Here is a 12,890-nt window from a genome sequence, read left to right on the forward strand (position 1 = left end):
GGGCCGGTTGTGTGGACGTAAAGCGAAGCAGTCCACACAACCGGCCCCGGAGGACCGTCACCGCACCCAACAACAACCCAGCCCGCCGCAGGCGCCACGGCGAGAAACAACCGCGGCGCCGCAAAGCGCGCAACGGCGGAGCAACACCCGCGGCGGGAAAGCCAGGTACGTGGGCGACTAGCGGCACCCGCAATTGGCCACCGCAGAAGCCAAGTTGTCCAGCGCCCGCTGCGCGCCGAGCGCATCCGTGGTGCCGGTGGTCATGAAGGAGAAGACCAGCAGGCGGCCGTCGGCGTCGACGACCGTGCCGGCGAGGGTGTTGACGCCGGTGAGCGTGCCCGTTTTGGCGCGGACCGCGCCGGCGCCCGCGCTCTGGCCCGTGTAGCGGTTGCTGAGGGTGCCGGTGAAGGCGGCCACCGGGAGGCCGGTGACCACGGACCGCAGGGCCGGGTGGTCGGGCGCGGCGGCCTGCAGCAGGAGGCGGGAGAGCAGCTTTGCGGACACCTTGTCGCCGCGGTCCAGGCCGCTGCCGTCCTTGAAGGCCGCGTCGGCCAGCGGCAGGTGCTGGCGGGCGAGGGCGTGGTGGACGGCGGTGGCGGCGCCGGCGAAGCTGGCCGGCCGGCCGGAGCCGAGGGCGGCCTGCCGGGCCAGCGCCTCGGCGATGTCGTTGTCGCTGTAGGTGAGCATCCGCTCCACGAGGGAGGAGAGCGGGAGGGAGTGGACGGCGGCCAGCCGTTCGGCGTGGGCGGGGGCCTTGGTGCCCGCCGGGCTGCCGTCGACGGTGATGCCGCGGTCGTGGAGGAGATCGGCGAAGGTACGGGCGGTGGCCCCGGCCGGGTCGGCGTCGCGGGGCGCCGGGCCGTGGTCGCTGTCGTCGAGGCGGGCCTCGTCGGTCATCAGCGCCGTGACGGGGGCGAGGTTCTCGTTGGGGCCGATGGGGTGCTCGACCGGGCCCGAGTACGCGGAGGCGTCGTACCCGAGGTGCACCGTGGTCAGGTGGCGCCGCTTGAGCGCGCGGGCGGTGGCGTCGGCCAGGGTGCGGAGGTTGGCGGGCTGCTCGGCCGTGGTCGGCTGCGGGGCGCGGGCGGTGAGCGTGGGGTCGCCGCCGCCGACGAGGACGATGCGGTCCTTGCCGGCCGTGACGACGGAGGTGTCGATGCGGTGCTCCGGGCCGCGGGCGGACAGCGCGGCGACGGCGGTGGCGAGCTTGACCGTGGAGGCCGGGATGGCGGCCTTGTCCTGGCCGGAGCCGAAGACCTCCCGGCCGGCCGCGACGTCCACCACGGAGGCGGTGCGCAGCGGGCCCAGCGCCGGGTCCTTGAGCAGCGGCGCGAGGGCGTCGGCGAGCCCGGCGCCGGTCGGTACGGGTGCCGCGCCCCGGCCGGTGCCCGCGGCGGCGCGGACGCCGAGCGCGGGCAGGACGGGCGCGGCGCTGGGCGCCGGACGGTCGGGCTTCGCGGCGTGATGCTCGCCACTGGATCCGTCGACCACCGCCGCCTCGGCGCGCTCGGCCGTACGCTGACCGGAGTCCCACGGGCCGGCCGCCGCCACCGCGACGAGCGCGACCGTCAGGCCGGTTGCTGCGGAGACCACCGTCAGCCGCCAGGTCTGCTGGGTGTGCCGCGGGGTGTTCTGCCAGGTCTGCCGTACGGTGCCGGCCGCCGCACGGGCCGAGTGCCCGGCCGCGTCGGCCGCCCGCCGTGCGGTGCGCTGCGCCGAACGCTGCACCGACTGCCATCTGACCTGCCATTTCCTGGTCTCCGGCACCTCGGACCAGCCCCTTTCGCCACCACACACCTGCGTGGGGGACACTTAATCACCAGACGTATGTGTTGATCATGGAGGAGCCACCCGTGGAGTTCGACGTCACCATCGAGATCCCGAAGGGTTCGCGGAACAAGTACGAGGTGGACCACGAGACCGGTCGGATCCGCCTGGACCGTCGACTCTTCACCTCGACCAGCTACCCGGCGGACTACGGCTTTGTCGAGAACACCCTGGGCGAGGACGGCGACCCGCTGGACGCCCTGGTCATCCTGGATGAGCCGACCTTCCCCGGCTGCCTCATCAAGTGCCGTGCCATCGGCATGTTCCGGATGACGGACGAGGCCGGCGGCGACGACAAGCTGCTGTGCGTCCCGGCGTCCGACCCGCGCGTGGAGCACCTGCGGGACATCCACCACGTGTCGGAGTTCGACCGCCTGGAGATCCAGCACTTCTTCGAGGTCTACAAGGACCTGGAGCCTGGCAAGTCCGTCGAGGGTGCCAACTGGGTCGGCCGTGCGGACGCCGAGGCCGAGATCGAGGCCTCGTACAAGCGCGCCGAGGCGCACGGGCACTGATTCCGAGGGCCCGGGCGCAGCTTCGCGCCCGGTGATTTTTCGTACGCGAACGGGCGGCATCCATCCGGGTGCCGCCCGTCGTCCGTTTGCGCCGGGACGTTTGCGCCGGGACGTTTGTGCCGGCCCGCGTGCGCGCGACGGCCGGAGAAATTCCCGTTCTCGGTAAAAAGCGGGAAGCAATGAGTAAAGTTTGGGTGCCGCACCCGGCCGCCCCGTGAGCGCCGCCAAGTAAGCGGCAGATAAATTAACTTACGGCGGCTGCGCACAGGCCCCGCCTATTCCGCGGAGCCCGCTTCCGGCGGCCAATTAACCCATAACTTGACAGCGCGCGGCGATGCTAGCTTCGCCACCTTGACGAGAGCACCCCAATAGGCAAGGCGGTTCTCTCGGTCGCGCACGGCGTGACCGTCGTCAAAGCGGGGGGAGCACTCATGGCAGATCGCGTGGGCCGCGCAAGCCAGAGGGGCAGGACCAAACGCGCCGGACTGGTCGCCACGGTATTCCGACAGCACACGGCGCTGCTGGTCGCAGGCGTGGCACTGGGGCTGGCGGGGGTGGCCGCCTCGCTCACCCAGCCGGTGGCCATCGGCCGGCTGATCGAGGCCGCCGGCCGCGGCGAATCACTCGGCGCCCCCATCACCTGGCTCGTCACCCTTTTCTGCGCCGGCGCGCTGCTCACCTCGCTCCAGGCCTATGTCATCGGCCGGGCCGGGGAGAACATCGTCTTCGATGTCCGCCGGCTGCTGACCGAACGTCTGCTGCGCGCCGATCTCACCGCATTCGGGAAACGCCCGCAGGGCGATATCTTCACCCGCACCGTCACCGATACCTCACTGGTGAAGATCGCCCTTTCGCAGAGCCTGACCCAGCTGATCACCAGTGGCGTCACGGTGCTGGGCGGCGTGGTGCTGATGTTCTGCATCGACGCGGGGCTGATGGTCATCACGCTGGCCTGCCTCGGCGCCGCCAGCGTCGTCTCCCTCCTGCTCGCCCGGAAACTGCGCAAGGTGGCGCTGGAGAACCGCGACGACATCGGCGCGTTCGGCACCGCCGTCCAGCGCGTGCTCTCCGCCCTGCCCACGGTCAAGGCGTCCCGCGCCGAGTCCCGTGAGGCCGACCGCATCGGCGAGCTGGCCGGCCGGGCCCGGCTCTCGGGCATCCGCGGCACCGCCTACGGCGCCCTGCTGACGCCGTCCATGAACGTCGGCACGCAGGGCGCGCTGGCCGTCGTCGTCGGTGTCGGCATGGCCTGGGTGGCCCGCGGCGAGATGACCATGGCCGCCCTGACCACGTTCATCATGTACCTGTTCCAACTGGTGTCCCCGCTGGTGATGTTCTTCATGGCGGTGGGCCAGTTCGTCCAGGGCCGGGCCGCCATCCAGAAGGTCGACGAGCTGGCCGCCATGCCCCAGGAGGGCGGCGGGGCGGCGGCTGCCGGGCCCGCCGCGCCGTTGGTGCTGCCGGCCCACGGCCGGGCGGCGGTCGAGTTCCGCGACGTCCGCTTCGGCTACGAGCGCGGGGACCAGGGCGACCGGGCCCCGGTGCTGCACGGCGTCTCGCTCAGCGTCCCGGCGCGCGGGCTCACCGCCGTCGTCGGGCCGTCCGGCGCGGGCAAGACCACCCTGTTCCAGCTGATCGAACGCTTCTATCCGGCGAGCGGCGGCAGCATCCTGGTCGGCGGGCGGAACATCGAGGCGCTGCCCCTCGACGCCCTGCGCGGGCTGGTCGGTTACGTCCAGCAGGACAGCGCGGCGCTGCGCGGCACCCTCCGGGAGAACCTGACCTACGCCAGCCCCGACGCCGGTGAGGACGACATCCGGCAGGCGGTGGAGATGGCCGGCCTCGGCAAGGTGGTCGCCAAGCTCCCGCAGGGCCTCGACACCGAACTCGGCGATCAGGGCGCCGGGTTGTCCGGCGGCCAGCGCCAACGCCTGTGCATCGCTCGGACGTTGCTGCAGAAGCCGGCGGTCATGCTGCTGGACGAGGCCACCTCCCACCTCGACTCCGACTCCGAACGGGACTTCCGCGAGGTCCTGCAGCGGGTCTCCCGGCACTGCGCGGTCATCGCCATCGCCCACCGGATCTCCACGGTGATCGACGCCGAGCAGATCGTGGTGCTGGAGGACGGCCGGGTCCGGGCCACCGGCCGGCACCAGGACCTGATGACGCGCGATGCGCTCTACCGGCGGCTGGCCGGCTCCCAGCTGCACGCCGACTCCGGCGTCCGCGCCCAGGCCCCGGCCCCTGCCCCGGCCCGGTACCCGGACCACGCGGCCCCCCGCGACACGGAGACCACGCTCTCCCTCTCCCTGGCCTTCGGCGGGCTCCCGCCGGCCACCCTCAACGAGCAGACCATCCGGCTCCGTCCGATCAGGAGCGACGAACAGTGGTGAACGGCACCGACGTGGCCATCGTGGGCACCGGCCCCAACGGACTGGCGGCCGGCGTGGTGCTGGCCCGCGCCGGCCTGCGGGTGGCGCTGTACGAACGGGCCGACACCATCGGCGGCGGGCTGCGCACCGCTGCCCTCTTCGACAGCGGCGTGCGGCACGACCTGTGCTCCGCCGTCCACCCGATGGCCGCCGCCTCCCCGTTCTTCCGGGCGTTCGGCCTGGCGGAACGCGGCGTCGAGCTGCTGCAGCCCGAGATCGCCTACGCCCATCCGCTCGACGGGGGCCGCGCGGCGCTGGCGTACCGGTCGCTGGCGGACACCTGTGCCCACCTCGGCCCCGACGGCCCGCGCTGGCGGCGGCTGATGGCGCCCCTGGTGGAGCACAGCGAAGGCATCGTCGACCTGATCATGAACGGGCAGCGCCGGCTGCCGCGGGACCCCGCGGCGGCCCTGCTGCTGGCGAGCCGGGTGGCGGTGCACGGCACCGGGCTCGGCGCGAGGTACTTCCGCGGTGAGGAGGCGGCCGCCCTGCTCACCGGCGTCGCCGCCCATGCGGTCGGCCGGCTGCCGAGTCCGGCGGGCGGCGCGGTGGCGATGCTCCTGGGCCACCTCGCGCACGGCACGGGCTGGCCGCTTCCCCGCGGCGGCAGCGCCCGCATCGCCGAGGTGCTGGCCGCCGACATCACCGCGCACGGCGGCGTCTTCCACACCGGACAGGAGGTCACCGACCTGTCCCAACTCGGCGGCGCACGGGCGGTGTTGCTCGACACCAGTCCCAAGAACTTCCTGGCGCTCGCCGGTGACCGGCTGCCCCCTTCCTACGCGCGCGCCCTGGCGCGTTTCCGTTACGGCCCGGGCGCCGCCAAGGTCGACTTCCTGGTCTCGGAGCCGATCCCCTGGGCCGACCCCGCGGTCGGCCGGGCCGGCTCGGTGCATCTGGGCGGCACCCGCGCCGAGATCGTCCGGCAGGAGACGGCGGCCGCCCGCCGGATCCGGACCCGGGAGCCGTTCGTCCTCGTCGTGGACCCGGCGGCGACCGATCCGGGGCGCGCACTGCCCGGCAAGCGCCCGGTGTGGGCGTACGCACACGTCCCGAACGGCGATCCCACCGACCCGTTCGAGCTGGTGCGGGCCCGCATCGAGCGCTACGCCCCGGGTTTCGGGGACACCGTCCTCGCGCACCGCTCGATGCCGGCCGCGTCGTACGAGACCTACAACCCCAATTACGTGGGCGGGGACATCGGCACCGGCGCGATGACGCTGTACCGGAGCATCGCCCGGCCCGTGCCGCGCCTCGACCCCTGCCGCACGCCGCTGCCCGGCGTCTTCCTGTGCTCCTCGGCCACCCCGCCGGGGCCCGGTGTGCACGGCATGTCCGGCTATTTCGCAGCGCTCTCCGCGCTTCGGCATTGTTTCGGTATACGCAACGCAGCCGACGTGTCACTCTCCCCGGCACCGCGCCAATTCAGCGCTGCCCACTAATGCAGGAACACTCATCTGTTTCACCGTCAACCACCCCCAACGGCCGTTGCGGGCATGGGGATTGCGCCACTTAATCGATTGCCACCCCGCAGACGTGGCTGATATTGTGCGTTGTAAAGTTACTCCCCCCACTCTTCGTTGACGCGTCATCACAGGATCGGCATCAGCTGCGGGTCTGACCAACCATGCAGACGGCTGCGGTTCTTCCGCCCGGCCGCCCGTCGGTGACGTATCGCGCCTTGCCTCGCTCTTCGTCTTCTTGACGTTCCCCGGGCATCGACAGTGGGGGCAAAAGAGAGGGGAAGCTCGGGTGGAAAACGGGGTCCAGGACATAGGCTACGGGCGTCAGTTCGCCGGCTGGTACGACCGGCTGATCCCGGACGACGCGATTACCGCCGCAGCGGTCGAGGGGCTGGCGGCCCTCCATCCCGATCCCGAGGGGAGAACCCTCGAGTTCGGCGTCGGCACGGGACGGATTGCCCTCCCGCTCTCCGAAAAGATCGGCCATGTAACGGGCGTCGACTCCTCGCCCGAGATGCTGGACGCGCTCCGCACCAAGCTGAAGGACGGCACCGGGGACGTCACCGCCGTGCACGGCGACATCCGCACCTACACCTCGGAATCCCGCTACGCCCTGGTGTATTGCGTCTGCGCCACGCTTTCGGTGCTCACCACTCCCGAGGACCAGCAGCAGGCCGTCCGGCGCGCGGCCGATCTCCTCGCCCCCGGCGGCCGGCTCGTCATCGAGACGCACAACAAGCCGCCGGTCCTGGCCATGCACGAAGGACTCAGCCGCACCACCTACTTCGTGCCCTACCCGGAGCCCGGCACCGGTGTGCAGACCCATTCCACGCTGCTCGACGGCGACCGGTGGCACTGCTCCCACATCCTCTACCAGGCCGACGGCACCACCCGGGTCGGTTCCGAACTCACCCGGCTGACCACGCCGGAGGACATCGACGGCTACGCCCGCGCGGCCGGCCTCACCCCCGAATCCCACCTGGCGCACTGGGACGGCAGCCCCTACAGCGAGCGCGCCCCGATGTTCATCTGCTGTTACGTCAAGCCCTGAGGGAAAAGCACCCAGAAAACGGATGACGAAAGAGGGTTGCACGTGGGACGTCCTCCGATATTGCCGGCAGACAAGAAATTCGCTCTCGTACTGAGAGTGGTGACCGGTGAACTGACCGCAGCAGAAGCAGCTCGCGAGGCCGGGGTCTCCGAGCAGTCCGTCTCGAACTGGCGCCGGCAGTTTATTGAGGGAGGCCGCAATGGCCTCGCCGGCGAGAGTGGTAAGACCTCCGAAAATGCCTCCCGGGTAGCCGAACTCACCCAAGAGATCGCCAACCTGAAGGCCACGATAGGCGAGCTTTACATGGAACTCCGGAAGCACACCCGGAGCGCAGGGACCCGTGTTCCGCTGCCCCGCGGGAGAACTCACCCCGCACATCGAGTCAATTAACTCGTTATTTTATCCGGGAACCGCGTGTTAGGTTTCTCGACAACAGCCACTTCGAATCACGGGGGAGGGGAATGTGGCGTCTCTTGAGCGCCAATTCGCCGTCGGCCTGGCCGGTCTGGCCGGCGCCAGCCTTCTGACCGGTGCAGTAACGCGATTCACCGGTAAGCGCGAGCGTGCGCGTCGTTACCTGCTGCACGAGAGGCCGGACGGCAGCCTCGTCGAGGTTGCCGTCCACATTCCGCCGCAGGCACGGCGCGTCGTTCTGCTCGACAACGGTCTGGGTGCGCCCCACGAATACTGGGACTGGGTGTGCGGCGCACTTCCCGCGGACATGGGCTATGTGCGGTTCAACCGTCCCGGTTACGGGCTCAGCACCCCCGTCACGCAATACGGCCTGCAGCGGCACTTCACGCTGCTGCAGGAATTGCGCGACACCTACATCCCTGACCTCCCGGTCGTCCTGGCGGGCCACTCCCTGGGCGGATACTTCGTCGCGGCCTACGCATCGCGCCATCCGGGCGCGCTGAAGGGCGTGACCGCGGTGGTCATGATCGACGCCACCGAAGTGACCAGCCTGCGCCACTCCCGCCGTACCAACGTCGACCGGTGGGCCCGCCAGTCACTGGTGATGGAGCAGATCTACGCCTGGGCCGGCCTTTCGGCCTTCCGCCCGGCGAAGAACGTGAACAAGCAGTACCGCCCGGAGATCAACCGGAGCTACGCGGCGTTCATGACGACCCCCCGCGCCTGGGCCACCGCCCGCCAGGAGTACCGGGACGCCATGACCTTTCCGGAACTGACCGACCTGGACTGCCCGTTGACCGTCGTCACGGCGGAGGAGAACGTCGGGGACAACGCCACCCACCACGCGGTCCAGGCCAGGCTGGTCGCCATCTCGGACCGGTCCCGGCACCACTTCATCGACGGCTCGGACCACGAGTCCGTGCTCGCGGTGCCGGCGCACGCCGAACAGGTGGCGGAGGTGATCGCCGGCGAACCGCCCACCGGGACCGGCCCGGAGCGGCCGAAGTCCGCCGAGAAGCGCCCGGCCGCCGGGCGCGCCGCGGAACGCGAAGAGGAGCTGGCGTGATCGTGAAGGTGAACACGGAACGCGTGAAGACGGTCGCCGTCACCGCATCGCTCGCCGCCTGGCTGGTGGCGACGGCGGCGGGACAGCTGCCCGAGAACCGCTTCGACAACCTCCTGCGGCGCGGAAGGTGGCAGATACCGGTTCCCAACTGGCGGTTCTTCGGGCCCAACCCCGGAGTGAAGGACAACCACCTCCTCTACCGGGACATCATCGACGGCAAGCCCGGCGAGTGGCAGGAAATAGAGATCACCCGCGACCGGCCGTGGTACGCCCTGGCCTGGAACGCCCGGAACCGCTCCCCGAAGGCCCTGTTCGACGCGAGCCAGGACACCATCGGCCGCTCGGTGGCCTTCGGACCGGAGCTGCACCTCGTCACGCTGGGGTCCGGCTACCGGCTGCTCTCCCGCTACATCCAGTGTCACCTGCCCCACGCCGAGGGCGCCTCGCACAGCCAGTTCATGCTGATGCAGTCGTTCCTCAAGGCTCCCGGGGACCGGGAGATCGAGCCGGTCTTCGTGTCCCTGAAGTTCCCGCTGGACGACGCCGCCCACGAGGGCGCCACCCCCGATACGGCCGCATTCCCGCGGGCGGCATAGCGAGCCCGATCAACCCCCTCGGCCGGAAGCTGCGAGCTCACTCGGAAGCCCCTGTACCGCGTGAGTTCGCGTCCTCCCGCCGAACGGCTGGAGAACTCGCTCCAAGATTTCTGAGAGAAAGAGGACAGTAATGTCTGTTGTGGCTGAATTCGCCAACACCAACCTGGTGGACGTGAAGCCGGGCCGTATCGGCTCCGACGCTGCGCCGACCATGATGACCCCGCTGGCCACCGTCGCGACCCCCGAGGCCGTCTCGGCCGGCATCGCGGTCACCTGCGCGACCGCCATCGCGCTGAACCAGGTCACGCACAACGTCCAGCACGGCTGAGCCGACCGGCAGGCGATGCCTGACCGGCATCGATAGCCCCGGCTGAACAAAGACGCGGCGGCACGGTACGCCCGATACGCATACCGTGCCGCCGCTTCCCATTCCACCGTACTCGCATCACATCATCAGGAGCACCCATCCATGTTCCTCAGCGCTCCGCCCGAGGTCACGGCACGCCGAGTGGCTTCGCTGGGTACGCTGGTCTCCGCACTGGAAATGCTGAGCCAGACGCGTAAGTTCGAAGACGGTGAATTGCTGAGCGGCCAGTTGGCCAACATGCGCCCCAAGTTCGCCAAGCGATTTCCCCGGCTGACCCGCGCCCTCAGCTCCAAGAAGGCGGCGGTCGCCCTCTACGGAGTGCAGGCGGGTGCTTCTGCCGCCACGCTGATCTGGGGCCACAAGCGCGGGGTACGCACGGCCGGCAGCGCCGTTCTCGCGGTGACGGGCGCGGCCGGACGGCTGCACACCCCCTTCGGCGGGGACGGTGCCGACCAGCTCCAGCAGGTGATCAACGTCGTCCTCGCCTCGACCGGCACCTTCAAGGACGGCGAGAAGGCCCGCGACGTGGCCATGCGCGCACTCGCCCTGGAGACGACCATCTCCTACGTGGCGTCCGGCGTCGTCAAGCTCGTGTCCCCGGTGTGGCTCAGCGGCGAGGCGTTCAGCGGAGTCATCCGCACGCACAACTACGGCGACCCGCGCATCTTCCAGCTCGTGCACAAGTACCCGATGCTCGGCAAGCTCATCACCTGGGGAACGGTCGCCGCGGAGATCGGCTTCCCGCTGGTCTTCGTGCTGCCGAAGCCCGCGGCCAAGGCATGGCTCGGCTCGATGTCCCTCTTCCACCTGGGCATCGGGCAGTTCATGGGGCTCAACCGCTTCGTGCTGGCCTTCGGCGCCACCCACCCGGCGCTCCTCTACGTCTTCGCCCAGAGCGAGAAGCCCGCACTCACCGACGGCGCGAAGCCCGCACTCACCGGCCGCGCGAAGCGTGCGCTGCCGGCCGCGAGCGCGGCCTGACCGGGGAGACACCCCCAGGGGTGTCTCCCCCCAAGGCGCCTTCCCGGAGCGGCGGCCTCCCGCTAGAACCCGCGGGTCCGCTTGGCCGCGCGGCGCCCGGCGCCCGCCTCCAGCAACCCGGGCGCCCGCAGGAACAGCCGGGCCACCTCGGAACCGAGATTGACGCCCACCGCGATGGCCAGCGCCAGCGACGCCGCCTGCACCAGCGACGTCAGGCCCTGCGGCAGATGCCCCTGGGCGAAGTTGAGCAGCCCGAAGTACGTGGCGCTACCGGGCAGCAGCGGGCCGATCGCGGCGGTCACGTACGGCAGCGCGGACGCGTACCGGTACCGGGACAGCAACTGCCCGAACAGGCCCACCAGACCCGCCGCGATGGCGGTGGCCGGCACCGGGTTTATCCCGGCGACATTGGCGAGCGCGCCGTACACCACCCACGCCACCCCGCCGTTCAGCGTCGCGAACGCCACGGTGTGACGTTCCTGCTGAAGCAGCACACAGAACGCCAGCGCCAGCAGCATCGCCGCCAGCGTCTGCACCAGCGGCTCGTTGTACGCCCCCAGCGCCTGCTCCGGATTGAGCCGCTTCAGGCCCGGATTCACCTGCAACCCGATGTAGAGCACGCTCAGCACACCGACCACGATGCCGACGATCAGATAGCCGACCTCCAGCAGCCGGGCCGCCGCGGTGATGTAGTAGCCGGTCAGCCCGTCGTGCACCCCGGCGACCAGCGCCCGCCCCGGGATCAGCGCGAACAGCCCACCGGTGATCACCGCGGACGCCTGCACGCTGGAGTGCGCCAGCCCGAAGGCCAGACCCACCGCGGCCGGCGGCATCGCCGCCACCACGAACTGGTAGAACTCCGGCAGCCCGCGCCCGGACGCCAGCCACGCCAGCCGGTCACCGAGCATCGAGCCCACCGCCGCCGCGAGGAACACCAGCGACCCGCCGCCGACCAGCATCGACGCCGCACCGGACAGCAGCCCGGAGGCCACCGTCAGCGCCCAGCTGGGGTACGGGTGCCGGTTACGGCGGATCTCGGCCAGCCCGCGGTACGCCTCCTCCAGGGTGATCCCCTCGGAGGTGATCTCGTCGACCAGCCGGAACACCGCGGACAGCCGGTTGTAGTCCACCCCGCGCCGCCGCACCGTCCGGCTGGCCGTGACCGGGTCGTCGACCAGCGACGGCTGGTACGAGATCGACAGCAGCGTGAAGGTGACGGTCGGCTCGACCCGCTCCAGCCCGTAGGCGTGCGCCACACCGAACATCGCCGCCTCGACGTCCTCCGCCCCCTCACCACCGGCGAGCAGGATCTCGCCGATACGCAGGGTCAGGTCGAGGACGCGGGGGACGGCCGGACCGTGCTCCTCGTCGCCCCGCTCCCGGCGCTCGGGGACCGGCCGCTCGCCTACCGGCATCCGCAGCATCGTGCGCATCCGGTCCTGCCACGGCGCCTCCTTGGTGAGGCTGACCGTGGGGATGCCGTGCGGCGGCGTGAACGCCAGGCTCATCGCCGTGGCGCCCACCGGGGTCTGGCCCGTGGTCGTGCCGGCCGGCGGTACGAACGCGGAACCCTCCTGCTCGGCCGGCGGCTCCGGGCGCAGGCCCGCGGGCAGGGCGAACTCGGAGGTGGGGTGCTCGTCCTCGGGCAGCGGCGGGTACGGCACGCCGAGCGGCGGCGTGAAGGCGCTGTGCGCCTCGTCGGAGGCGGGCTTACGGTCCTCCACGGGGCCCGTGCCGCTGCCCGTGCCGCTGCCGCTGGGCTTCGTGCCGCCGTTGTCGCTGTGGGTGTTGCGCTGGCCGCGTTGTGGGTCCGACGCCACGGTGTTCGCTCCTCCTGTGCCATGTCGCTGCGCTGTGCGGTATCGCTGCACTGTGCCGCCTACCCACGATGCTTGCATGCCCGCCGTGGCTGCGGCGGGCGGGCCCGCGTACGTCGTCGGCTTCCTCACCGTGGGGGTTTCTCGCCGTGGCGCCTGCGGCGGGCGGGGTGTTTTTGGGTGCGGTGACGGCCCTCCGGGGGCTGGTGTGTGGACTGCTTCGCTTTACGCTCCGCTGCGCTCCGCCTTCGCTCCTTGTTGAGCCTTTGGAAGCGAAGCCCACACACCAGCCCCCTCCGGCCCGTCCCCTCCCGTTGGGGGGAGAAGGGAAGGCCGGAGGGGGATGGCTTCGGTGGTGAGG

The 12,890-nt window shown here is 70.9% G+C and carries 11 protein-coding genes; 9 read left to right on the plus strand and 2 right to left on the minus strand.

The window, feature by feature from the left end; genetic code table 11:
• Positions 1-177: 177 nt before the first annotated feature.
• Positions 178-1,767, minus strand: a complete 1,590-nt coding sequence (dacB, locus tag ACFV1J_RS39715) for a D-alanyl-D-alanine carboxypeptidase/D-alanyl-D-alanine-endopeptidase (RefSeq protein ID WP_385866773.1) — start codon at positions 1,765-1,767, stop codon at positions 178-180.
• An 86-nt stretch (positions 1,768-1,853) separates the two neighbouring features.
• Here dacB and ACFV1J_RS39720 point away from each other — a divergent pair, with 86 nt between their 5' ends.
• From ACFV1J_RS39720 to ACFV1J_RS39760, 9 genes are all read left to right on the plus strand, one after another.
• The gene (locus tag ACFV1J_RS39720; RefSeq protein WP_385866790.1) at positions 1,854-2,342 is read left to right on the plus strand and encodes an inorganic diphosphatase; all 489 of its coding nucleotides are present in this window, start codon (positions 1,854-1,856) and stop codon (positions 2,340-2,342) included.
• Between the two features lie 431 nt (positions 2,343-2,773).
• Positions 2,774-4,735, plus strand: a complete 1,962-nt coding sequence (locus ACFV1J_RS39725) for an ABC transporter ATP-binding protein (RefSeq protein ID WP_385866775.1) — start codon at positions 2,774-2,776, stop codon at positions 4,733-4,735.
• Positions 4,732-6,216 carry a phytoene desaturase family protein gene (locus tag ACFV1J_RS39730; RefSeq protein WP_385866777.1) on the plus strand — a complete coding sequence of 495 codons (1,485 nt, stop codon included), beginning with the start codon at positions 4,732-4,734 and terminating at the stop codon, positions 6,214-6,216. Before ACFV1J_RS39725 ends, ACFV1J_RS39730 begins: the two co-directional genes overlap by 4 nt.
• 310 nt (positions 6,217-6,526) lie before the next feature.
• On the plus strand, positions 6,527-7,288 hold the full coding sequence (locus tag ACFV1J_RS39735) for a class I SAM-dependent methyltransferase (protein ID WP_385866779.1): 762 nt from the start codon (positions 6,527-6,529) through the stop codon (positions 7,286-7,288).
• 42 nt (positions 7,289-7,330) lie between these two features.
• A complete protein-coding gene (locus ACFV1J_RS39740) occupies positions 7,331-7,678 on the plus strand; it encodes a transposase (RefSeq protein WP_385866780.1) in 348 nt (115 codons plus the stop codon).
• Between the two features lie 73 nt (positions 7,679-7,751).
• Complete coding sequence (locus tag ACFV1J_RS39745; protein WP_385866782.1) at positions 7,752-8,768, plus strand: alpha/beta fold hydrolase; 1,017 nt, start codon at positions 7,752-7,754, stop codon at positions 8,766-8,768.
• Positions 8,765-9,364, plus strand: coding sequence for a hypothetical protein (locus ACFV1J_RS39750; protein WP_385866784.1), 600 nt, complete (start codon positions 8,765-8,767; stop codon positions 9,362-9,364). The genes ACFV1J_RS39745 and ACFV1J_RS39750 overlap by 4 nt, the downstream gene beginning before the upstream one ends.
• A gap of 130 nt (positions 9,365-9,494) precedes the next feature.
• Entirely contained in the window at positions 9,495-9,692 is a 198-nt protein-coding gene (locus ACFV1J_RS39755) for a linaridin family RiPP (protein ID WP_107052972.1), read from the plus strand.
• 141 nt (positions 9,693-9,833) lie between these two features.
• Complete coding sequence (locus ACFV1J_RS39760; protein ID WP_385866786.1) at positions 9,834-10,712, plus strand: hypothetical protein; 879 nt, start codon at positions 9,834-9,836, stop codon at positions 10,710-10,712.
• A 62-nt stretch (positions 10,713-10,774) separates the two neighbouring features.
• On the opposite strand, the gene ACFV1J_RS39765 is transcribed toward ACFV1J_RS39760, so the two are convergent.
• Positions 10,775-12,532: a threonine/serine exporter ThrE family protein gene (locus ACFV1J_RS39765; RefSeq protein ID WP_385866787.1), complete on the minus strand. Its 1,758-nt coding sequence runs from the start codon at positions 12,530-12,532 to the stop codon at positions 10,775-10,777.
• Positions 12,533-12,890 lie beyond the last annotated feature (358 nt).

It is taken from the genome of Streptomyces sp. NPDC059649, assembly GCF_042734445.1.
GTDB lineage: Bacteria > Actinomycetota > Actinomycetes > Streptomycetales > Streptomycetaceae > Streptomyces.

Bases quoted from the DNA above. Each gene is read 5' to 3' on its own strand.
- ACFV1J_RS39755 (WP_107052972.1), top strand. From the start codon at position 9,495: ATGTCTGTTGTGGCTGAATTCGCCAACACCAACCTGGTGGACGTGAAG.
- ACFV1J_RS39725 (WP_385866775.1), top strand. From the start codon at position 2,774: ATGGCAGATCGCGTGGGCCGCGCAAGCCAGAGGGGCAGGACCAAACGC.
- ACFV1J_RS39760 (WP_385866786.1), top strand. From the start codon at position 9,834: ATGTTCCTCAGCGCTCCGCCCGAGGTCACGGCACGCCGAGTGGCTTCG.